The sequence below is a fragment of the Oceanobacillus sojae genome, assembly GCF_007991515.1.
GTDB classification, from domain to species: Bacteria; Bacillota; Bacilli; order Bacillales; family Amphibacillaceae; genus Oceanobacillus; species Oceanobacillus sojae.
In genome coordinates this window covers 137,614-160,713 of the sequence record NZ_BJYM01000003.1, presented here as the reverse complement: position 1 = coordinate 160,713, position 23,100 = coordinate 137,614, and the positions used below count along the sequence as shown (strand labels likewise).

General features: G+C 38.1%; 21 protein-coding genes. 11 read left to right on the top strand and 10 right to left on the bottom strand.

Going from position 1 to position 23,100, the window contains the following annotated elements; genetic code table 11:
• Window positions 1-82 precede the first annotated feature (82 nt).
• Entirely contained in the window at window positions 83-3,727 is a 3,645-nt protein-coding gene (locus OSO01_RS04460; protein ID WP_147209103.1) for a GH32 C-terminal domain-containing protein, read from the bottom strand.
• Between the two features lie 607 nt (window positions 3,728-4,334).
• The gene (locus OSO01_RS04455) at window positions 4,335-5,204 is read right to left on the bottom strand and encodes a GNAT family N-acetyltransferase (RefSeq protein ID WP_186813554.1); all 870 of its coding nucleotides are present in this window, start codon (window positions 5,202-5,204) and stop codon (window positions 4,335-4,337) included.
• A 337-nt stretch (window positions 5,205-5,541) separates the two neighbouring features.
• Here OSO01_RS04455 and OSO01_RS04450 point away from each other — a divergent pair, with 337 nt between their 5' ends.
• The 3 genes from OSO01_RS04450 (at window position 5,542) to OSO01_RS04440 (ending at window position 7,963) form a co-directional block, all read left to right on the top strand.
• Window positions 5,542-6,711, top strand: a complete 1,170-nt coding sequence (locus tag OSO01_RS04450; RefSeq protein ID WP_147209099.1) for a short-chain dehydrogenase — start codon at window positions 5,542-5,544, stop codon at window positions 6,709-6,711.
• A 534-nt stretch (window positions 6,712-7,245) separates the two neighbouring features.
• Window positions 7,246-7,680 carry an NUDIX hydrolase gene (locus OSO01_RS04445; RefSeq protein WP_147209097.1) on the top strand — a complete coding sequence of 145 codons (435 nt, stop codon included), beginning with the start codon at window positions 7,246-7,248 and terminating at the stop codon, window positions 7,678-7,680.
• Between the two features lie 61 nt (window positions 7,681-7,741).
• The gene (locus OSO01_RS04440) at window positions 7,742-7,963 is read left to right on the top strand and encodes a hypothetical protein (RefSeq protein ID WP_147209096.1); all 222 of its coding nucleotides are present in this window, start codon (window positions 7,742-7,744) and stop codon (window positions 7,961-7,963) included.
• 301 nt (window positions 7,964-8,264) lie between these two features.
• On the opposite strand, the gene OSO01_RS04435 is transcribed toward OSO01_RS04440, so the two are convergent.
• Together OSO01_RS04435 and bla are read right to left on the bottom strand one after the other, a co-directional pair.
• Window positions 8,265-10,274, bottom strand: a complete 2,010-nt coding sequence (locus OSO01_RS04435; protein ID WP_147209094.1) for a penicillin-binding transpeptidase domain-containing protein — start codon at window positions 10,272-10,274, stop codon at window positions 8,265-8,267.
• Window positions 10,275-10,289: 15 nt separating this feature from the next.
• Window positions 10,290-11,216, bottom strand: a complete 927-nt coding sequence (gene bla / locus OSO01_RS04430) for a class A beta-lactamase (RefSeq protein ID WP_147209093.1) — start codon at window positions 11,214-11,216, stop codon at window positions 10,290-10,292.
• A gap of 224 nt (window positions 11,217-11,440) precedes the next feature.
• Between bla and OSO01_RS04425 the strand changes: the two genes are divergently transcribed.
• The 3 genes from OSO01_RS04425 to OSO01_RS04415 all read left to right on the top strand — a co-directional run bounded on the left by OSO01_RS04425 (window position 11,441) and on the right by OSO01_RS04415 (window position 14,252).
• Window positions 11,441-13,228 carry a BlaR1 family beta-lactam sensor/signal transducer gene (locus OSO01_RS04425; RefSeq protein WP_147209091.1) on the top strand — a complete coding sequence of 596 codons (1,788 nt, stop codon included), beginning with the start codon at window positions 11,441-11,443 and terminating at the stop codon, window positions 13,226-13,228.
• Window positions 13,229-13,244: 16 nt separating this feature from the next.
• Window positions 13,245-13,631 (top strand): penicillinase repressor BlaI, encoded by a 387-nt coding sequence (gene blaI, locus OSO01_RS04420; protein WP_147209090.1) that lies wholly within the window; start codon window positions 13,245-13,247, stop codon window positions 13,629-13,631.
• 90 nt (window positions 13,632-13,721) lie between these two features.
• Window positions 13,722-14,252, top strand: a complete 531-nt coding sequence (locus tag OSO01_RS04415) for a GNAT family N-acetyltransferase (protein WP_147209088.1) — start codon at window positions 13,722-13,724, stop codon at window positions 14,250-14,252.
• 131 nt (window positions 14,253-14,383) lie between these two features.
• Here the strand turns inward: OSO01_RS04415 and OSO01_RS04410 are convergent, their stop codons facing one another.
• Complete coding sequence (locus OSO01_RS04410; RefSeq protein WP_147209086.1) at window positions 14,384-15,034, bottom strand: FusB/FusC family EF-G-binding protein; 651 nt, start codon at window positions 15,032-15,034, stop codon at window positions 14,384-14,386.
• 297 nt (window positions 15,035-15,331) lie between these two features.
• Here OSO01_RS04410 and OSO01_RS04405 point away from each other — a divergent pair, with 297 nt between their 5' ends.
• Window positions 15,332-16,066 carry a hypothetical protein gene (locus tag OSO01_RS04405; protein WP_147209084.1) on the top strand — a complete coding sequence of 245 codons (735 nt, stop codon included), beginning with the start codon at window positions 15,332-15,334 and terminating at the stop codon, window positions 16,064-16,066.
• Between the two features lie 58 nt (window positions 16,067-16,124).
• On the opposite strand, the gene OSO01_RS04400 is transcribed toward OSO01_RS04405, so the two are convergent.
• From OSO01_RS04400 to OSO01_RS23530, 3 genes are all read right to left on the bottom strand, one after another.
• Complete coding sequence (locus OSO01_RS04400; RefSeq protein ID WP_198048611.1) at window positions 16,125-16,685, bottom strand: P-loop NTPase family protein; 561 nt, start codon at window positions 16,683-16,685, stop codon at window positions 16,125-16,127.
• Between the two features lie 48 nt (window positions 16,686-16,733).
• Entirely contained in the window at window positions 16,734-17,051 is a 318-nt protein-coding gene (locus tag OSO01_RS04395; RefSeq protein WP_246145048.1) for an RNHCP domain-containing protein, read from the bottom strand.
• Window positions 17,052-17,132: 81 nt separating this feature from the next.
• The gene (locus OSO01_RS23530) at window positions 17,133-17,315 is read right to left on the bottom strand and encodes a hypothetical protein (protein WP_198048612.1); all 183 of its coding nucleotides are present in this window, start codon (window positions 17,313-17,315) and stop codon (window positions 17,133-17,135) included.
• A gap of 183 nt (window positions 17,316-17,498) precedes the next feature.
• On the opposite strand from OSO01_RS23530, the gene OSO01_RS04390 reads away from it, so the two are divergent.
• Complete coding sequence (locus OSO01_RS04390; protein ID WP_147209080.1) at window positions 17,499-18,248, top strand: class I SAM-dependent DNA methyltransferase; 750 nt, start codon at window positions 17,499-17,501, stop codon at window positions 18,246-18,248.
• A gap of 15 nt (window positions 18,249-18,263) precedes the next feature.
• Window positions 18,264-18,860: a GNAT family N-acetyltransferase gene (locus OSO01_RS04385; RefSeq protein WP_222595715.1), complete on the top strand. Its 597-nt coding sequence runs from the start codon at window positions 18,264-18,266 to the stop codon at window positions 18,858-18,860.
• Between the two features lie 52 nt (window positions 18,861-18,912).
• Here the strand turns inward: OSO01_RS04385 and OSO01_RS04380 are convergent, their stop codons facing one another.
• Both OSO01_RS04380 and OSO01_RS04375 read right to left on the bottom strand, forming a co-directional pair.
• Window positions 18,913-19,413 (bottom strand): multinuclear nonheme iron-dependent oxidase, encoded by a 501-nt coding sequence (locus OSO01_RS04380; RefSeq protein WP_281289822.1) that lies wholly within the window; start codon window positions 19,411-19,413, stop codon window positions 18,913-18,915.
• Window positions 19,414-19,515: 102 nt separating this feature from the next.
• Window positions 19,516-19,725, bottom strand: a complete 210-nt coding sequence (locus OSO01_RS04375; protein WP_147209075.1) for a hypothetical protein — start codon at window positions 19,723-19,725, stop codon at window positions 19,516-19,518.
• A 169-nt stretch (window positions 19,726-19,894) separates the two neighbouring features.
• Here OSO01_RS04375 and treP point away from each other — a divergent pair, with 169 nt between their 5' ends.
• Window positions 19,895-21,328, top strand: a complete 1,434-nt coding sequence (gene treP, locus OSO01_RS04370) for a PTS system trehalose-specific EIIBC component (protein WP_147209073.1) — start codon at window positions 19,895-19,897, stop codon at window positions 21,326-21,328.
• Window positions 21,329-21,404: 76 nt separating this feature from the next.
• Window positions 21,405-23,090, top strand: coding sequence for an alpha,alpha-phosphotrehalase (gene treC / locus OSO01_RS04365; protein WP_147209071.1), 1,686 nt, complete (start codon window positions 21,405-21,407; stop codon window positions 23,088-23,090).
• Window positions 23,091-23,100 lie beyond the last annotated feature (10 nt).

Below are 23,100 nucleotides of genomic sequence, written 5' to 3'. Positions count from 1 at the left end.
TAACAAGTCTCTAAGCTGCCAATCCGCTTTCTCATTATATCATCATGAAAAAGAAAAGAATCTACAGGAAATAAACACTTTATTATTCATTCTTGGTATCTGAGAATACATCTGCTGATACCTGCCACTGCTGGCTTGGATTTGCCTGCTCTTCCTGCAATTCTGCAAGCGTAAGTTTTCCATCTTCTGTTACCGTCAATACTTGTTCATTATGAATAGAACGGATGACTACAGTTTCATTATCCAGCTGCTCAATTAGCCAACGCTGGTTGTCATAGCCAAGATAATCGTATAACTGAATTTTTTGCTGATTGGTATCCAAGTCAAATGCCTGGTCCTGTTCTGTTCTAATTGAATAGGACCCCTGTTCGTCTCCTGTCGGCATAAGAGACCATTTCATTTGTTCCTCTCCCAATTTCACAGGCTCTCCATTTTGTAAATTAACTGCATATAATGATTGACCTATTTCAGTATTCGTAAAAGCAGTCTGCACTAATTCAGCATCAGATACCTGGTTTATTTCTACATTTTGATACGTCACTTTCCCATCAAAAACATTTAATCCAAAGTGACCTTGAGCAAATGTGCCATCCTTAAGATCGATGATATTCTCGCCATCAACATCAATACGAATATGCGGTCCTTCTGCTTCAATTTTGACAGCATATGTTTTGTCGGGCTCGATAAATGCCGGAACATTGTCAATCACCATATGATCTTCTATCTGACCATTTACCTTATAAAACAAACGGAACGCCTTCATATTAGGGTCTAAATTAAAATAGTACCCGCTACTGCCATCTTCATTCGCCCGAAACACGACGGCTCCGGCACCGCCATCGGGGCTCAGTGTCATATCAGCTTCATAAATAAAATTCCCACCTGTATCTTCTGCCATATAATTAGCATCACTTGTATGGGCACCGCGAATTCCAGCTTCTGTTTTCAGCCATTTTACTGTTTCAATATCAGATTGCCAGCCTGTCAGATTCGTATTAAATGTTCCATCATGCACCTGTATTTCTACTGTTTTCATGACTTTCTCATCAGGTGTAGAAACAGTAACCACTGCTTCACCATCGCTAACAGCTTCTAATTCAGCTTGTTGGTGATTAGATGACTTAATATTAATCACACCCGAATCAGAGACAGACCATTCCAGTGATTTGGAGTCATTACCATTCTTTAAAGCCGCCTGAAGAGAAATTGTATCGCCAACATTCAGCTCTCTTTTACTTGTATCAATTACAATTTCAGCTGCATCTTCATGATGACGATCCCAAATATCTGCCAGCTGATTTACTTTTAATGAGATAATCTCAACAGGTCCATTTTCTGTATAAAAACTCATTCCTCTGCTTGTTGCCTTTGGAAAAATAACATCGGAGAAAACCACTTGCCCATCATTCGCAAACACCTCTATTGAACCATTGTCTACGAATATATTTAATTTCACACGCTGATTATCAGGTGCCAGATCCGCTTCTTGCCGCGTGCTAAATTGATTGGAGAAATCTGTTTGTCCAGATTCCGAACGATCAATGTATATTTGCTCATCAGCCGGGCGATACCCAATCACACTTTTTTCTTCGGTTCCCTGACGAACTTGAAAACCAAATTCTGAAGCTTCGCTGTCAGCTGGAATTTCAATTTCCGCTTCAATCTGATAGGATTCGCCGTCAATCTGTTCCAAAAGGGTCCCCGCTTCGTCTTCACTTACTTGTTGATTGCTTATTTCAAAAATTGTCTCACTAATCGAAGCCAATTCTTCAACCGGAGATTGGACGAGCCTGACCCCTTGCTCTGTATCTATCAGACTTAATTCCCTTGGTATTGTCAATTGGCCTTTCCAGCCTTCTGTCGGGAAATCAAATGGATAATCCCAATTTGTCATCCATGCAATGGTAATACGACGATTATCCGGCATATCAGTAAAAGACATAGAGGCATAGAATTCCTTGCCAAAATCAGTTTTCAATACATTTCCCGCTTCATTATCATTAATAAATGTTCCTTCTTCTGTTAAATCGCCAATAAAATATTCAGCATCAGAGCCCTCTGTATCAGGGTTGGCGCCTGTACTAATCATTAGCACCCATTTAGTCTCGTCTGTTCCTTCTACCGGCAATTCAAACAGGTCTGGACATTCCCAAACACCGCCACGAACATAACTATCATAACCAAAGCTGTCGGTATGCTCCCAATCAATCAGATTTTCAGAGGTAAAAAAGCGAATGTGATCACCTCCTGAAACTACCATTACCCAACGATTATTTTCTTCATCACGTACTACTTTAGGATCTCTAAAATCCCAGCTTCCCGGATCATCTTCTGCCTTACCCGGGTTTTCAATTACAATAGGATGCTCCTCGGAATATTCCCATGTACGTCCTTTGTCATGACTATAAGCAAGCCCAATTCTTTGGTTTCCATTCTCTTGATCAGGATTAAAAGAGGTATAATAAGCAATTAAACCCTTCCCGCCTGTATCTGAAAAAAGCCCAGATGCATTATCTTCATCTGCAACAGCTGCACCCGACCAGACATGCCCATGATCATTCCAAGGAAGAGCAGTAGGTAAATGCTTCCAACGGATAAGGTCTTCACTTACAGCATGTGACCATGTGCCTCCATCCTGATGAAAGAGATGGTATTCCCCTTCAAAATAAACAAGGCCATTCGGATCACTTGCCGATCCTCTTGCCGGTGTATAGTGGTAGTTTGGACGATAATTTTCTTTGTAATATTCATCAGTCTGTGCCGCATAGACATTTTCAAAATAAGCTGTTCCAGACAAATTAACCAGCCCGATCTGACCTTCCTGATATTGATTATCAGTATATTCTATTGCTGGCTCACGATAACCATCCAGATAGGCTGTTACTTGGTTATCCTTCACTATAAGCTCCATATGATGCCTCGTCCCGCTGATGGAGGAATATGACTGCTCTGAGCTTGCCAGCACAGTACCATCCAGTAACTGCAATTGCACCCTTAACTGGTCATCCTGCTTTACTAATATCACTTGGTAACCAGCCGCAGTCTCCTGATTTTTCCGGAAAGTAAATCCAGCCGCTCCTTCTTCTTCTGCAAATGAAAGATCCCCTTCCAGAACAAAATCATTTACTTGTCTATCAAAGGTCTGTTGCCCTTCTCCAATAGCTTTTAACCCCTGGATATCTGGTTGCCATTGTCCTTCTGTCATAATAATCTCACCTAAGTTATGAGTAAAATCACTTACATATACATTCTCAAAATATCCTGTTCCATCCTCCACATGGAGTCCCAAAACTCCAGCTGCATCATTTTCTAATTCCGTTCCCAATATATCGTTATACTGATTATTCCAGTATACTTGAAGCTTCTGATTAACTGCTTTTACTTTGAGATGATATATCTCTCCCGCTTCCAAATCTATTTTCGCTTCCTCTAAGGGCTTATCTGGATTCCGCAGATCTAAAAGCTGAAGCTTGCCTTCCTCTTGATCTATTTGAATCATATAACCCTCGTTCTCTGTCGTGTTTGCCTGGAAAACAAGCCCTGCTTTGGTCTTTTTATCAACTGTTTTAATATCTGCCTCGTAGGTAAAGTCATCAGCAGTTGTATCAGAAAATGCTGCAGCCTGCTCATTCTCCTCGGAAGTTAGCTGGATTCCTTGGACAGTATCCTTCAGTTCCCCTGAACCTCCCACGCTCCAGTTCTGTAGATTCGTATTAGCTTTACCCATCACTTTCCCCTCCTTATCAGCAGCCTCAATATCTGAATCACACAAAAATATAACAACTAGTATAAACAATATAACCCATATAGAACGTTTGCATTTCAGTCTCCACCCAATAGTAATCTCCCCCTTTTATTAACTGCAAAGAACATCAATTTGTAATTCCACCTTTATATCAACCGGTTGACATAAAAACCTAAAATAAATGAACAAATACAAAATCATCATAAGGTAAACGCTTACATATGTCAAGCGGTTGTCATGAAGTGAACATTCCTTGGACAGAGGGACCCAATGTCCAAGGAACAAAGGCTAAGTTCGCGACATCGTGTCGCAACACCTTTGTGACCTACATCCTGTAGGCCCGAACTAATCGGGCCGTTACTGGCTGCCTGCTCTCCCACTTAGAAATAACGTGTTTCCTTCATTTATTGATGAGGGAGTCTTACAAAAGCTTTTCGATGGGGCGAGTAATCGCAGTCCCAGTCCCAGCCAGTTACACTGCGATAAAATTCAATCACCTTTTTATGCCCTGTATATTACATTTGTTGTATCAAAATAATTTACTCTTTTACAAGAAGTAATACTATCCGTTTTATTAACCGCAGCTTCACTAATCCTTACTTTTATAGTGAATCAATGTATTCTCCTTTTCAAATCCAGCTTTCTCATAAACATGATTCGCATAATGGTTTCCAGCATCTACCGTAAGATATATTTCATTTATTTCGGAATAGGAAAACATTGCAGTTAACGCTTCTTTTAATAAAAGCCTCCCAAAACCTTTATTTTGGTAATTGTTCGATACAGCAAAATATTCCAGCGAAGCTTCTGAAAGCTCTTTGTCTACTTCAAAATAAGCATAACCAATAAGCCCGCCATTATCATCCTTTAGAACCTTCAGTATATTATCCTTGTTGAGTCTGCTCCAAATTGTCTCAGCATCATAATATGTACCTGGAAAAGTGATATCATGCAGTGCTTGAAATGCAGAAAAATCTTCTTCTTTTATTGAACTGCTCTTTATTTCCCCAAGCATATCAAAACAGCTCCGATGGATGATTAAACTTAAATGATGACCTTTTTCTTCAGCATTTATCTGCTTCATAAATAATTGCTGTTTTGTATTTTTTTCGTTAATCAAGAAAGAAAATTGCCGAACCTCAGGATAATTTTCTTTTAAACATCCCCATAGCTTAGCGGATATCTCCATACTTTCTGTTTTATTAAAAGGCCCCCAGACCTCTGCTTCTCCATTTTCAATATCGATTCCGCATGCAGCTATAATCTCACCAGTGTTGGTTTTTGCTATAAAAAAGGAAGCCTCTCCCTTTTCATCAATGAAATCCTCTTTAAGCGCTCTCAAAATATCTGCTTGATCTGTTCCACAAAAACCAATATGATTGGATTTTTGATTATTTATATCAGCAAGAAAAGCAGACAGAAATTCGAGGTCATTTGCTCTTTCTATTAAAATACTCATTGAAAATCTCCTTTTATCTGAATCATATTTTGTTGAAGACATATTATACTATTTAACTGTGTAAGACTAATTCTCCTTGACATTTACCAACAGCCAGTGAACTATCCAATATACAGTAATGAATATTAATATTGCTGTTTCATTTTTAATATTTCTTCAAATTCTATTCCTGCACTCTCTTTCTTCTTTAAATGTATCATATATATTTCAGAAAAAATCAATTTATTATTCCGAAAACGATATATACACTATATTGCTTGTTTTCAAAAACGCTTTTACAATGAATAATAGACACTTGATTAATATACAGACTAATTAACTAGAGAGGAGGGATTTTTTGCAGAATTATCACTGGGAGCCTTTATCTCTTCAAGAAATACGTTATCTGATGAAAGATATCTCTATACCATGGTGGATTGCTGGCGGCTGGGCGCTGGACCTGCATTACGGGAAGCAGACAAGAAAGCATGAAGACATGGATATTCTTATTAGAAAAACACATTTACCTTTTTTGAAAAAGTATCTGGGTGAAAGCTATGAATTATTTCTTGCTAACAAAGGCAGTTTATCAAAGCTTACAGATTCAGAGAATTTAAATATACAATCAGGCAGTATTTGGGTGAAAATGAAGCATGAGATAATTTGGTTATTTGAAATTATGCTGATTGATACAGAGAATAATGAATGGATATATAAAAGAAATAATCAGATTAAGCGGCCTTTAAGTGAGATTGGAGCAATAACAGAGGATGATATACCCTATATAAAACCTGAGATACAATTATTATATAAAGGCGGGAGCTCTGTTATCAGACAGAAAGACAATAATGATTTAGAGCGGATGCTTCCTATTCTGAAAAGAGATGAAATGAAGTGGCTACATCATGCGTTAAGTCAACAATTTAACAGGGAGCATCCTTGGCTGCAAATAATCAATGATAAAATTCAAAGTCTCCCCTCTCATGCCTTAGTTATTGGCGGAACTGGAATGTTATCCGAAGCATCCCTATGGCTTGCTGACAGATCAAACAAAGTCTCTATTATTGCACGCGATCAGAGTAAAATGGAAAGTTTAATTACTAAAGCTAATTATTCTGCCCCAATCACACCATTATTAGTTGACTATACAGATAGTGCCATGCTAAAGGATAAAATCAGATCCTGTATTCATCAGAATGGTCCAATTGATTTGGTTATTGCGTGGATTCATTCCAATTCGAATAATGCTTTAGATATTATTGATTGGGAAGTTTCAAAAGAAAGTTCAGATTGGAAACTCTATCATATACTGGGAAGCAGCTCTAATCTAACTCAAATCAAAGAAGCCGCTTTAAAGAAATATCCAGGTTGCCAGTACAGACAAGTTCAGCTTGGATTTATTTTAGAAAAAGAACATTCCAGGTGGTTAACAAATCAAGAAATCAGCGAGGGGGTAATTGATGCTGTTGCTAATGAAAAGAGCGTCAAAGTTATTGGCACTCTAGAGCCTTGGGATAGACGGCCTTAACTTTTACTTTTTTTGATTGAGTAACTGCGTTTTTATTTCATTAAAGTAATCATTCTTAATTGTTTATTATATAAGAAATTTTAGAGAAATGAATCAGTCACTGCATTTAGGTTATTTTACAAATAATAAATATTAGTGTATATTTACAGTAGAAGCACATAAATTATAAAAACCGCCAGTGTCGAGAGCACTAGCGGTATACAATAGCTAGGATCCCTGCAAGGGGGTTAGCACCGATTACGAAAATAATCCACCGAACCGAGCTGTCAACTCAAGGGTGGGTTATTTTTTTTGGTTATCTGACAGTGCTAATATTAAACTGGCAAAAGCAACAGCTAACATTAGACTTTCAAATACTGTCATAGCACCACCCCCTGTCTTATGGGAGTGTGCCAACCACCCTTGAGTTATCCGAATACTATTGATATATCGATTATACCATACAACAAGCACGTTTCATTATCTATATTCATTGAGAAAAAATGCTTGTATCAATATGAAAATCATCTATAAAAAAATGAAGGCGGTGTCTTTATGAAAAAAGAGATCATACGTCCAATTGCTATTTGTCTGTTTCAAAAAGACAATACAATACTAGTTTCTGAAGGTTATGATTATGTAAAAGAAGAATTCTATTACATACCAATTGGCGGGGGAATTGAATTTGGAGAAAAAAGTTCAGATACCTTGATAAGAGAAGTAAAAGAAGAATTAGATGCAGATATTTCTAATCTTCAGTTTCTCAGTACGATTGAAAATATATTTACCTTTAATGGAGATACAGCCCATGAAATTGTTCAGATTTATGATGGTGAGTTTGTTGACAAGTCCTTATATAATCAGTCCAAGCTGCTAATAAAAGAAGATAATGGACAAACACATAAAGCCACGTGGAAGCCTTTATCTGATTTTCAAAATGGAAAACTGCGCCTTGTGCCTGAATCACTTTACAATTTATTAACAAAATGAATTTTTCTGATTTTCTTTGTTAAAATCGGGTATGAGCATACATTAGAAGGAGTGATACATCATGAGGTTGAAAAAATCTTTTCTTGCAGCCTTTGGGGTCTCATTGATACTTATTCTCGGAGCATGTCAGAGTGATGAAAATGAAGAACCGGATAATCAAGAACCGACTCAAGAAGAAAACGGTAATGAAGATGGAAATGAACCTGAAGATACAGAGGAAGATAATAACGAGGATGGAGCAGATGAAGACAAGGTTGAGGATATTTTTGAGGGTGGAGAATAAAATATATTTAAATGCTTCATCTGGTTTGAAATTACTGCAAAATATTACTTTATAAAAAGACTTGTTTGACCGGCAAGTCTTTTTAGTGCAAATTTCTTTTAAGGTTCTTTAAACCATTAAGAATCATTACCACACTACACAAGTTAATGATTCTGAAATATTTATTCCCAAATAATTTCCTATTATAATTCACTAATTGAAATCTCCCCATAACAATACTGCTTGGCGGCCCGCTGTGATGAATAAATTTGAAATAGGGGGAAGCATGTGTACTTCACCCTATTTTATATACAGCAGCTCGCTAATTGCTTCCCTGCTGTATATACTCAAAAATATTTTTCGCCTTAGAAATCACATAACCGCTGCCCCCGCGATCCTTCACATCTTCTATCATCATCACCAATAATATTTCTGGATCCGTTTCCTCGAAACCGACAAACCAGCCATTTTCATTTCCATTATCATCTTCTTTGCTCTGTTTAATTTCTGCTGTTCCAGATTTCCCGCCGATGACCGTGCCAGGAATATAGGTAGTATGTGCCGTACCCTCTGGGCTCTCAACAACCTGAATCAAATTCTCTTTGACCAGATTTGCTGTTTCCTTACCGATAAGATTTTCCTTCCATACTTCAGGTTCATCCTTTTCCACCAGAGATGGGTACAGCATATTTCCTTCGTTGAGATAAGGTGTATAGGTTAAAGCAAGATGCAGCGGGCTCATCATTACCTGACCTTGTCCATAAGCTGTATCAGCAAGCTGTGCCTCACTGTCAATTTCTCCATTGTTCGTCAAATTAGAGGCTGGAATCACAAATGGAAATGGAATCTCTTCCCCAAATCCAAAACCGGCCGCTTCTTCTAAAAAGGTATCCTTCCCCATCTCCAGAGCTTCCTGCGCAAAATAAATATTATCCGAATGAACAAAGGCATCACGCAGATTGACATTCGCTTTATCATGTACACGGGTGACATAATAATCTCCCCATGAATCATCCTTTGTCCAATGAAGTCCATTAATCTGTCTTACTTTTTCAGGATTAGTTACACCTGTTTCTAATCCTATTGAAGCTGTTATCGTTTTAAACACGGAACCCGGAGCATAACGGCTTGTAAAACGATTTAAGAATGGCTCATCTGGATCTTCACTCCATTTTTCCCATTGTTCTCCTGATAATCCCCGGACAAAAGCATTGGGATTATAGGCAGGCGAGCTGACTAACGATAAAACAGCTCCGGTGTTCGGGTCTAAAGCAACTGAAGTTCCTGCATCACCTTCAAACTGTTCATATATTTCCTGCTGCAGTGCAGCATCAATAGTTAATTGTATATCTTCTCCATCGACAGGTTCTTTTTTGGCCAGCGTTTCTTTCAAATCACCGTCTGCATTACTTATATAAATATGGGTTCCATTTTCTCCCCGTAATTTCTCTTCAAATATCTTCTCCAGACCTGCGTTTCCAATTACATCTCCAGCAGTATACCCGTCCAGCTCTTCCAGCTGTTCTGCAGATATTTCCCGCACATAGCCGGTTAAATGGGCAGCCGAGGCTCCCAATGGATAGGTACGGACCTTTTCCACCCGGGAGCTTACCCCCGGGAGCTCCTCATAAGCTTCTATATCATCTTCTTCCATCGGCAGTGTTTTTATCGGCACAAATACTTCTGGAGTAACCCAGGACGCATCCAGCGCTTTGTCTATTTCTTCAACAGAAACACCCAATAACTCAGCCAGCTTTTCTTTAGTCTGATCTGCATCTTCTTCAAGCATACCTGGTATGACACCAATAACATTCGCCTCTTCGTTGATTGCAAGCCCGGTCCCATTCTTGTCCGTCAGTTCTCCTCTTTCTGCTTCTATTGTTTTTACCTTTACTTTGTCCCCTTTACTTAACTGGGGAAATATCTGCGAGGAATTCCATTTGACCAGCCAGGCTCCTTCATCATCCTGCTCTAACGTCACCCGATGACTATATTCAATAGAACCAGCAGTGGTATCCATCTCTACACTATACGGAATAGTAATGAGATCTCCCTCAGACTTCAACTCCTCTTCTGTATCTACCTTCGATGTTATCTGTAAATTTTCAGCTCCTATTCCATCATATATAGCTTCATAGCGTTCAATAAACGCTTCTTCTGTTATTTTATTTTTTACTTCTTCGGAAAGCTGCTCATACATAGCATGAAAATCCCTATTCTCCCAGTTGGAAATATAACCGTTTAATACTTCTGACGGCTCCTCTTTTTTGGAACATCCAACTGCTAGCAAAAACACCATTACAATCAGGATAATCGTCCGGTATCCTTTCATTTTTCCACCTTCCTGTTATTCTTCATTCTGCAGCTGTTCAATGACGCGCTCAGCAGCTTTTTCGATTAATTCATCATTATAATCTGCGTCTGCGGTATCTTGGCTGGAAAGAACGGCGATAACAATTGGAGCTTTATTGTCAGGCGGCCATACAACAGCTATATCATTTCTTGTACCGTAGTTTCCTGCCCCGCTCTTATCTCCTACTTCCCATCCTTCTGGAACACCTGCCCGAATCAACGAATCTCCAGTTTCATTCCCTGTTATCCAATCAATCAGCAATTCACGCTTGTCTTCAGGAAGTAAATCACTTAACACATATTTTTGCAGGCTTTCAGCAAGGGCCTGAGGTGTGCTGGTATCCCTTGTATCTCCTGGAGCGGCTTCATTTAATTCTGTCTCCATTCGATCCATTTCTGTAGTTTCATCACCGTTTTCTCTTAATATTTCTTCCAGCCCGTTTGGCCCTCCAAGTTCTTCTAACATCAGATTTCCTGCTGTGTTATCACTGTAACGGACAGCAGCCTCTATAATTTCTTCCAGCTTCATTCCATCATCTGCATGTTTCTCTGTCACAGGAGAATAGGTTACTAAATCCTCTTCAGAATAAGTAATTACTTTCTCTAAATCCTCTATTGAATTTGTTTGTAAAATAGCTCCCGCTGCTAAAGGCTTAAAAGTAGAAGCATAAGCAAATCTTTCATCTGAACGATAGGCAACTGTCTGTTCAGATCCAGTATCAATAGCATATACACCAAGTCTTGCATCAAATTCATCTTCCAGCTCTTTAAAAACTTCCTCGCCTTGAGAAGTCTGTTCTGGAGCTTCAGAACTTTCTTCGCTGCTCTCCACATCATTGGAACAGCCTGCTAATCCAATTGCGGCAATCGACAACAATAAGATGAAGCCTTTTTTATTAAAAATATCTTGAAAATGTTTCATTTAAAGTCCTCCTTAAATTATTTTGACTACAACTGTAATACAATACTACACACGTAGTCTTGTTTTGTCAATTTCTATTTTTATCCTTTACAATTTCTTAACTGATAGATTGATAAATGTACTTGATAGTGCTAAAATTTAGTGTATTACAAATGTAATTTAAAATAAATTTCGGTAAATCGTTCTTATATAATTACCGCAAATGAAGAATGGAGACGAAAAGCATGTATATCACAACGCTTATTACAGGCCTCATCATTTCTTCCATTACAATCGGGTTTATTTTTCTTATTAAAAAGATATTCCAAAAGCAGTTATCCGCCAAATGGCAATATAATCTATGGTACTTATTACTTTTTGCTTTGATTATTCCATTTATTCCCGGCCGCTTCATTCCCTCCGGTAATTTATTCCGTACATTTACAGGCGGTCATTCTGCAGATGGGAATTCTGCTGCTATTAATGGCGCAGCGTCTGGAAACGGAGGAACAAATTCGAACTGGATGCAGGATTTTTCCGTAACGGTGACGCAGACAAATACAGAACTGTTAAATGGGATTGCCGCTGGAATATGGATTACTGGAGCTCTTGTTTTCACAGGGCTTTCTATACACGCGTGGCTGAATTTAAGGAGGATTAAAAAGTCGATTTCTCATGTGGAAGATAAAGAAATTCTTGACCTATTCCAAACATCTAAACAACAATTAAATATCTCAAAAAATATAGTATTAGGTGTCTCAGATAAAGTACGGTCACCTCTGACATTTGGACTGCGTAAAACCTTTGTTATATTACCGGCCAATTTTGAAGAATGGTTATCTAAGGATGATATCAAACATATCCTTCTGCATGAATTAAACCATTATAAATATAAGGATATTCCTACCAACTATCTAATGGTTTTCTTCCAAATCATATATTGGTTCAACCCTTTAATTTGGCTTGCTTTTAAAGAAATGCGTCTGGATCGTGAAATTGCATGTGATCACGCCGTACTAACATCTTTAGATGATAAGAACTATAAAAAATATGGAAACACAATTATTCATTTTATCGATAAATCTCCCAGCCCTCAGTATAATAAGCTGGCAAATCAATTAAATGGCTCAAAAAAGCAGATAAAGAAACGAATTATAGAAATTGCATCATTTCAAGCAGACTCTAAATTACAGCATGTCAAAAGCATCGGCATCTTCCTGCTCACCGGCCTGTTTATAGTTACGCAGATTCCACTTGCTTCTGTAATGGCCAACGATAACAATCGCTATACGTCTTTTAATCATGATCAGATATACGAAGAAGATCTCAGTGACTATTTCAAAAATGATGAGAGCAGTTTTGTTCTTTACGATATGCAAAAGGATGCTTACCATATCTATAATGAGGATCAGAGCACATCACGGATTTCTCCTGATTCTACTTATAAAATCTATAGTGCCTTATTTGGATTAGAGGAGAACGTCATAACACCGGCACAAAGCATGATTGAATGGGATGGTGTCGAACAACCTTATGAACAATGGAATGGAGATCAAAACCTAGAGACGGCTTTAAACCGTTCTGTTAACTGGTATTTCCAGCAAATCGATCAAGAAATAGGTCTGGACAGTGTTCAATCCTACCTAAATCAAATCCATTATGGAAATCAGGATACTTCTGGAGGGCTGGAACAATACTGGCTGGAATCTACTTTAAAAATTTCGCCAGTTGAACAAGTTGAGCTGTTACATTCATTCTATAACAATAGCTTCGATTTTCAGGAAGAGCATATTGAAGCTGTTAAAAACGCATTGCAAATGGATGAAAAGAATAGTTCTGTACTCTACGGAAAAACAGGCACAGGTAATGTGAATGGCAAGGATATAAATGGCTGGTTTATTGGATTTGTAGAAACAGAGACAAATACTTATTTCTTTGCAACCAATATACAGGATGAGGACAAAGCTTCTGGAAGCATAGCAACGGAAATAACCTTAGCTATTTTAAAGGATAAACAAATTTTTGATGAATAGAACCGGGGTGATATATATGTCAGAAAAAGTACCAAGCATCTCTGAAGCAGAATGGGAAGTAATGAATGTCCTGTGGGAAAAAGCACCGCAGACAGCAAATGATGTGATTTCCAATCTGCAGGGGCAAAAAGATTGGAAATCAAAAACAGTACGGACGCTTTTAGACCGATTAGTGCACAAAGATGTTGTTGGTGTAAATAAAGACCAGCGCGTGTACACTTTTTATCCGCTCTATTCTCAGGATGACTGCCAGCGTGCAGAAGCAGAATCCTTCATTAAACGTATATATGGCGGCACAGTGAAATCGATGCTTGTTCAATTTATGGAAGAAGATTCATTGTCCGAGGAGGATATTGAGGAATTAAAATCGATTTTGGATGAAAAACCAAAAAAGAAAAAATAACCTGAACAGAGACTTGATGAAGGGACTGAATGATGCGCAGATAACAATACTTTCCAGACAGATTTCTAAAAAATATTGGAGGGTGAAGTATTGAAAGAAGAACTTTTTACAAAAAGATTAGCCTTACGAAAAATTCGGATATCTGATGCCACTGCGCTATTTAATGTCTGGTCAGACCCGGCTGTTGCGGCATTTATGAATATTTCTGCTTTTATACATGAATCTCAAGCAATAGAAATGATTAACCTGCTCAATGAATTAGCTGAAACAAATCAGGCTATCCGCTACACCTTGTTTGATTTAAAGTCGAAGGATATTATCGGCAGCTGTGGATTTAATGCTATCGACACAGAAAATGCCCGGGTTGAGATTGGCTATGATATTGCAAAAGCACATTGGGGAAATGGATATGCTCCTGAATCCATCCAGGCATTAATTGATGAAGCTTTTGAGAATTTAGCAATTAACCGGATTGAAGCGAAAGTGGAACCGGCAAATATAAATTCGATTAAAGTATTGCAAAAACTAGGATTTACCTTTGAAGGAACATTACGGCAATATGAGAAGGTGAAGGGTAATTTTGTTGATATGCATATCTATTCCCTTTTAAAAAATGATTAATTATATGGAAGCCGTTCCAGATCTGTTTCAGAATTTGGAGCGGTTTTTCTTTAGAGTTTTTCATTTCAAAAAGCAGATAAAGAAAGTACGTACTTTCTTTATCTGCTTCCTATTAAATTTCTTTAATTAAGTTATTTGGTAACTCTATCAAAAAATGCACTTACCTTCTCTATATCCGTTACATGCTGATTACATAATTGACTGTCAGCACAGACATAATTGTAGTGTTTGGTAAAAGTTCCGGGAACCTCTCCTTTTACAGAAGTGGTGAGACGGACAACTTCCGTATGCTGGTTGCAAAGCGCACAAATACCTTGTGTTGCAGGAAGTTTAAAAGTACCCTTTAGTGCTTTAAAACCTTTATCTTGTTCCATTACCAAATATCTGCGGAGTTTCCCAGGATCGTCCCAGGCTAAATAAGAAATTTGCTGAAAGTCGATCTCCTCCAGATTAGGAAGCTTCAGCTTTTTTTCCTTTTTAAATAAGCTTTTTAACTTACTTGTTTCCACTGCTTTAAATGGAATAATATAGGTTTTCAGCTGTTCTAAAAAGACCTCTCCCTCTGCCCGGTCATTTATATCTATCAACGATTGAACTATTTTTTCTTCCTCATCAGACCATGTAAAGGAATCTATCAACTCGCTTTTCACAATTCCGCGTACAGCCAGAATAACATTTTTATCTTTTGTTGTGGCCAACGCCCGTATAATTTTATCTGTCTGCTGCTCCATAAAACGATAGTTTGCTACCGTTAAAAACGGCTTAATTAATTGTTTTTCCATTTGAATTCACTCCATTATATTAGGCTTTTTATTAAAATGTACGGCCTAAAGAGATCATTCATTATTTATGCTGCTTTACTTCAGACCTCTCAGACCAAAAGGGCGCCCAGTCTAGAGTAAGCATTACCAAAGAATGCTGCCATTTCGATTCCTCCTTAAAAAGAAAGCTATTGCCAGTATAGCACTTTTTCAAAATAAAGTTTTACGATTTGAATAATTCTTAAAAAATAATCTGGAACTTCAGGATTCATTTCAGGAAAAGAAGGGAAATATATACAGTAGAAGGGGTGATGCACCATGAGACTGAAAAAATCATATTTCACAGTACCAGGTATGGCACTCTTACTTATTCTGGGGGCATGCCAGGGCGCTTCGCAAGCAGAATCAGATATGTCACAGCAGGAATCGGATGAAAAAATAGTTTCTGAGACAGATAGCACAAAAGATAATGAAGTAGAATCAACAGAAAAGAATCAGGAAGACGAAGCAACAGAACTGGAGAACAGCAATAACGAAGAACAACAGACAGAATCCGATGATTCCAATAGCACAGATACAGCTGCTGAGGAAGAAAACACAGACAGTAAAGAAGCTCCCAGCAGTGATATAGAAGAAACGGATTATTCCAGTAAACAGGAAGCAATTAACGCAATTGAAAACTATGAAGAAGTTGAGCAGACAAATATAGATCTTGGTCATGGCGTCAAAGCTCTCTCAGAAGGAGCTACCGGCCACAACTATATTTCGTGGAATGAAGGGAAATGGCTGATTCGGGTAAATGCTCCAACTGACCCTGAATATGCAGCCGGGAATTATGGGGATGGCGAGGAGCTCGCCCGGGCTGTCGTAGATTATTTGGAAACAAATTATCTACCTGCGCCTGATGAGCGTGGAGTAATTGAAATTGACGATTTTGACGAACATCCCGGAACAGTTATCCGCTGGCAGCAAGGCAGTACTGTCTATGAAATTGATGAGAGCACTGACAATCCAATAGATGCATTGCAAATTGCTGTTGAAAGCGAATCTTAGACTTAAAAGACTTGCCTTTGTTATATAGAGGCAAGTCTTTTCATGTAGTCCAATAAAATTATTTTCGGCTCACATTATTTATTTTCACCTGATACTTTTTCAGAAATTGATTCAGTTCCCTCTTATTATAAATATGAACTACTTTTTCTTCATACGCTTCTATTTTCCTCAATGCCTTTGCTAAATTATTTGTATCATATTTCGTATTCCATTTTAATAACTGCATAAGATCCTTCAGGCTTTCCTTTTTGGTTGGCAAAATACGAAGCTTTCTTTTTAAAAACCGGAGAATTATCCGCATTTGTCTTAAATGCATATTTGTATGTAAAACAATAATTTGATCCGCTTTTTCAAAGCTGGTATCCAGCCAGCCATAATAGACACCCTCCATAATCCAGGCATCTTTTGAAAGGACAGCCTCCAGCTCCCTGTCTCTTATTACAAGATCTTTTTTTGTTCCATAGCTTTTATTCCAGAATAAGTTATCCAGATCAGCAGCCGGAATAGCAAGTTTATCTGATAGTACTCTTGCCAGATAGGTTTTCCCGCTTCCCGCACCGCCGATAATATGTATTTTCTTTATTTTTTTCTGCAATGCGTTACCTGCTTTCTGTTTCAAAGATGAATTGCCTCCCTGCCGCTGAAGAGCAGGGAGGCAAAGAATAATCTAATACTGATTAAATGCTTTCACGAAACGGAGAATATCATCTTCCTGAATCGTATTTATTGCTGCTTTATTACGTTGTCTTTTTCCACATTTGTTACATTCGTGAATAATTTGATAGCCCTTCTTTCCAGAATAGTCTATCTGAATTGGCCGCATGACTCCTCTACAAGTGCTAAGTCTGTCTCCCGGCTCATTATCCAAATGCTTTGAATATAGGCAGAAAGGGCAATGATTGCGAAAGCTCCCATTTGTTACCGCTGCTACGTTCGCCCCGCAATGCTCACATTGAAAAGCTGTATTTTCTGTTATTTTGCTCAACGTCCTCATCCTCCAAGATAATTTTTTTATCTTTGGAGAATGGGTTCTGTTTTTTTTCCTGCTATTCGCAGTTTCAGGCTTTTAAGGAGAAGGGACAAATTCACCGTCTTGTTCTGCAAAACGATTACTTCTAGTTCCAGCTTCACAAGAGCCTGTTTCATCTCCTGATCCGGACCACGATTGATTTTGTGCATTTATATCAACCACTGTAAGACAGCCAACGCCATCTTCCATTAGTAAGTGTTCTTCCCTAATCACTGACATTGGCATCATCCCCAATTAAGGACGTTGAAGCTTCCATAATGTAATATGCAAATAACTCCGCCTCTCTCTTTCCAATTTTAGATTATTCTCTCACTTTATTATAGAATGGAAATATATCATTCACAACCTTTACACGAATGGTGTACTTCCAGATTTGAATATTTATAGAATAGAGGGATAGGTGTGTTCAAAGAATATGGAGAATTAAGTACAAAATTATATGAAATTACGAAGCCTGTCGGATACTCTATGGGCGGTGATATAGAGTATTATTATGAGAAGTTGAAAAACCGTCAGGGTCCTGTACTGGAGGCTGGTGTCGGCACTGGAAGAATGCTGATTCCATTTTTAAAAGAAGGAATTACTATTGATGGCGTGGATATCTCAGCTGAGATGTTGGAGCAATGCAAAGTCAATATGCGGGAGCATCAGGTAAATACAAATTTATTTAACCAGGATTTGCTGCAGCTTGATTTAAAGCAGACATATCAAACTATTATTATGCCAACAGGAAGTTTTTGTCTGCTTCCAGGAAATCATATCAATGCTTTTCTTCAAAGACTGTATAATCATCTGAAAGAAGGCGGGCAATTTATTTTTGATACTTTGTTGCCAATAGACTTTCATGCTGGAGACATGGATATAAGCACTCACTCTTTGACAGAGGACTCGGGGATATTATTCACAAGCACGAGTGAAGCGATAGATTGGCTGGAGCAAAAAGTTTCCTATATCCATAAATATGAGCTCCTGCGTAAAGGTGCGATAGAGAAAACAGAAATCTCTCATTTTATCCTATACTGGTATGGACTGAAGGAATTAGAGTTATTATTAAAAAATATTGGATTCGGCACCGTTAGTTATGAAATTGGCTATGGACAGGAAAATGATCCTTCCTTAATAACATTTATTGCGAGTAAAGAGCGTCATTAGAGGGGTGATATCATTTTGAAAATCCAAACGGAACGGCTGATTCTGCGGCCATTTACAGCAGTAGACAGAGATATTCAGGCGCTATACGAAATCCTGGGCGATAGGGTTGTTAATCAATATTTGCCTCTATTTACTCTGCAAAATAAGCAGGAGGCAGAAACTTATTATGCAGAAAGAATTCTCCCTCAGTATCAGAAAAAAACAGGGTATTACCTTGCAATTTGTCTAAAAGAAAATAATCTGCCGATTGGTTATGTAACTGTCAGCCTGGAAGAAGGACATGATTTTGGATATGCGTTAAAAAAAGAATTCTGGGGAAATGGCTTTGTGACAGAAGCAGGCCATGCTGTCATTGCAGAGCTAAAAAATACAGGACTCAAGTATATTACTGCAACACATGATATTTATAACATCGCCAGCGGGAGAGTTATGCAGAAGCTCGGAATGACCTATCAATATTCCTATGAGGAACAATGGCAGCCAAAGGATATTCTCGTCATTTTCCGAATGTATCAGCTTAATTTAGATGATAAAAAAGACCGTGTCTTTAAAAAATATTGGAATATGTACGCTGAACATTTTGTAGAAGATATTTCAGATGCCAAAAGATAATCCCTCTTTCATATTGGGATTATCTTCTCAACATTATATATCTGAGCATGTACTATTTCCTGTTTACTAAACGTTGTAAGCGGGGCACCTGTTCAGCTAAGACATGTGATTCAGTTCTCCATTCAAAAGCAGGCCCTACTCCTCCATATTCAAAAGATACAGCCCAAGGTGCAGACCATATACCATTATGTACATTTTCCAGTGCCCACTCCGCCAGTTCCCAGTCAGCTCTGGTCATAGGCATGCTGTCACGGTAGCGGTTACCATCATGCTGGATTCCGGTAATATGCAGCTCCTTTAAATTCTGTAATGGCAGCTGACTTACATAATCGAACACATCTTTATTTAAATACCTGCAAGTCATTTGTGCATGTGCTGTATCCAGCAGCAGCCCACATTTCGTTTCCTCTATTATTTGTGTAATAATATTTGGATCGATTATCGGTTTCAGCATATTCCCTTCATAGCTGCGATATATAACATTCTCAACGATTACCCTATCGGCTCCAAATCGTTCCGAAACGATATTTATATCATCTGTAACATTCTTAATAATAAATTCTATTTCTTTGGGATCATTCGTGTTTATGTCAAAAGCAGGATAGTCCTTTGATAATGCTGTTAAATGTAAATTAATATAAGGTGTTTCTGTTTCCTACAAAAAATTTTCTATTTTTATCCAATCGACTTTATCCATATTTCCAGTACCGGCATCTAAATTAAAATGGACGTACGCTGGCCTGCAGCTTTGAGCTGTTTCTATTAATTTATCATTTAAATCAGGGCATTTGAAAACATCAACATCTATTTTACCTTCATTTACCAAGTGATAAGCTTCCGATGAATAATTAACCGCCAATTTCATATATCTACTCCCCTCTACCCCACTCATTTTTTTGAAAATATAATATTCATACAATTATAACAACAATTCATAAAAACAGCTTAAATTTTTTATTGACAAACTTGTATATACAAGTTAAACTGAAAACGTTAACACTTGTATATACAAGATATGAAAAGGAGGAAAGTCATTGAGTAAATATACAGCTCCATCAAAAGAATTATTGGAAAATGTCGGTGGAAGTGACAACATCTCTGTCGTTACGCATTGTGCTACCAGAATGCGATTTGTCTTAAATGATCCGGAAAAAGCAGATGTAAAAGCCATTGAAGATATCGATATTGTAAAGGGAACCTTTACACAGGCTGGACAATTCCAGGTTATTATCGGGAATGAAGTCGCTTCCTTTTATAATGAATTTACGCGTATTGCTGGTGTTGGTGACACTTCTAAAGAAGATGTCAAAGAAGCAGCGAAACAAAATATGAATTTCATCCAGCGGTTAATGGCGCACTTAGCAGATATTTTTACGCCGATTATCCCAGCACTTGTTGTCGGAGGTCTGATTTTAGGTTTCCGAAATATCATTGGTGAAATTGAAATGCTGGAAAACGGAACTATGACATTAGCGGCATCCTCGCAATTTTGGTCAGGGTTATATGATTTTCTCTGGTTAATTGCTGAAGCTATCTTTCATTTTCTCCCTGTTGCTATTACTTGGTCTATTTCCAGGAAGATGGGAACAACGCAAGTACTTGGAATTATTTTAGGTCTTACACTTGTTTCACCCCAGCTTTTAAATGCTTATGGCGTTGCAGAAGCAACAGAAATACCAGTCTGGGATTTTGGATTTTTCCAAATTGAGATGATTGGTTATCAAGCACAGGTTATCCCGGCTATTTTAGCTGGTTTCGTATTAGCTTATTTAGAAATATGGCTTCGTAAAATCATCCCACAAGTGGTATCTATGATTTTTGTGCCATTCTTTGCATTACTTCCAGCTGTTATCATAGCCCATGTTGTGTTAGGCCCCATCGGCTGGACAATCGGTTCATGGATTTCAACGGTTGTCTATGATGGATTAACTTCCGCATTCGGCTGGCTATTTGCAGCAGTATTTGGATTTGCATATGCACCACTGGTTATTACGGGATTGCATCATATGACAAATGCCATTGACTTACAATTAATGAGCGAATTTAACGGCACAAATCTCTGGCCTATGATTGCTCTATCTAATATCGCACAAGGCTCTGCCGTTGTAGCAATGATTTATCTGAATCGCAAGGATAAAAAGGAACAACAGGTATCTATTCCAGCCGCTATCTCCTGTTATTTAGGAGTTACAGAACCGGCATTATTCGGGATTAATTTACGCTACTTATTCCCATTTATCGCCGGAATGACAGGCTCTGCTGTTGCAGCAGTTATATCTGTCGGATCTGGTGTTATGGCTAACTCGATCGGTGTCGGCGGTATACCAGGGATCTTATCTATTCAATTACCGCATATGCTGATGTTCGCTGTAGCAATGGTGGCAGCTATCGTTATCCCATTCATCTTAACAGTTGTTCTATCCAAAACAAAAATGGGTGTAGACGCATATAAGCGTTTAGGTAAATAAGGAGGGAGTCTATCCCTCCTCTAATTCATATAGAGTCAAAAGTATTTGAAACGCAGCAGTATTTAGGAGGTTGATTATGCAAGAAAAATGGTGGCAAAAATCCGTCGTTTATCAAATTTATCCGAAAAGCTTTAACGATACAACTGGTAACGGAATGGGAGATATTAATGGAATCACAGAAAAATTGGATTATATCAAAGAATTGGGGGTAGATGTGATTTGGCTAACCCCTATTTATGTTTCTCCCCAAAATGATAACGGATATGATATTGCAGATTACTATACCATTCAACCCGATTATGGAACGATGGAAGATTTCGAAAAAATGCTGGAAAAAGCACACCAAATCGGTTTAAAAATTATTATGGATATCGTTGTTAACCATACATCGACAGAACATAAATGGTTTAAGGAAGCTAAAAAGTCGAAGGATAACCCTTATAGAAACTATTATATCTGGAAGGATGGCAAGCCAGGTGAACTGCCGACAAACTGGGAATCCAAATTCGGCGGCAACACTTGGGAGTACGATGAAACAACTGGTTCTTATTATTTACATCTCTTTGATGTTACCCAGGCTGATCTTAACTGGGAAAATGAAAAAGTCCGTGATGATGTCTATCAAATGATGAACTTTTGGCTGGATAAAGGGGTAGATGGCTTCCGGATGGATGTTATCAATTTAATTTCCAAAGACCAGCGTTTCCCAAATGATGACGGCAGTATCGCTCCGGGAGATGGACGTAAATTCTATACAGACGGACCTCGGGTACATGAATTTCTTCATGAAATGAATCAGGAAGTATTTAAAGGTCGTGAAACGATTACCGTTGGAGAAATGTCATCCACTTCTATGGAGGATTGTATTAAGTATTCCAATCCAGAACGTGAGGAGCTGGATATGACCTTTAACTTCCATCATTTAAAGGTTGACTATCCAAATGGTGAAAAATGGACAAAAGCTCCATTTGATTTTCTTTATCTAAAGCAGCTGCTATCTGATTGGCAGACAGGGATGCAGGAAGGCGGCGGCTGGAATGCGCTATTCTGGTGTAATCATGATCAGCCAAGAATAGTATCCCGCTTTGGAGATGATACAATCTATCACAAGGAGTCGGCAAAAATGCTGGCAACAACAATTCATATGATGCAGGGTACTCCTTATATCTATCAGGGTGAAGAGTTCGGAATGACCAATGCCGGCTTTAATGATATTAGCCAGTACAGGGATGTAGAATCGCTGAATATGTACAAAATTAAAAAAGCAGAGGGCCTCTCTGACCAGGAAATTATTGAAATACTTCAGGAAAAATCCCGGGATAACGCTCGTACACCAATGCAATGGAATAATACAGTCAATGCCGGTTTTACGGAAGGAAGTCCTTGGATCGGGCTTCCTGATAATTATCAGATAATCAATGCAGAAGCAGCAATTGCTGATAAAACGTCTATTTTTTACCATTATCAAAGATTAATTCAGCTTCGAAAAGAGTATCAAGTCATTACAGACGGAAAATATCAGCTGATTTCACCCAATGACTTTGCAATTTTTGCGTATATAAGAGAAAATAAAGATACAAAACTATTAGTAGTAAACAATTTTTATGCAAAAGAAGCAGAGCTGAATTTACCTGAAGCGATCCGCAGTGATTGTAAGGATAGCAGGATTTTATTATCTAATTACGCAGATTCTCCATCTTTAGCTTCAGATACGATTTCACTGCGTCCATATGAGTCGATTGTTTATTATCTAAAGAAATAAATGGAGTTAG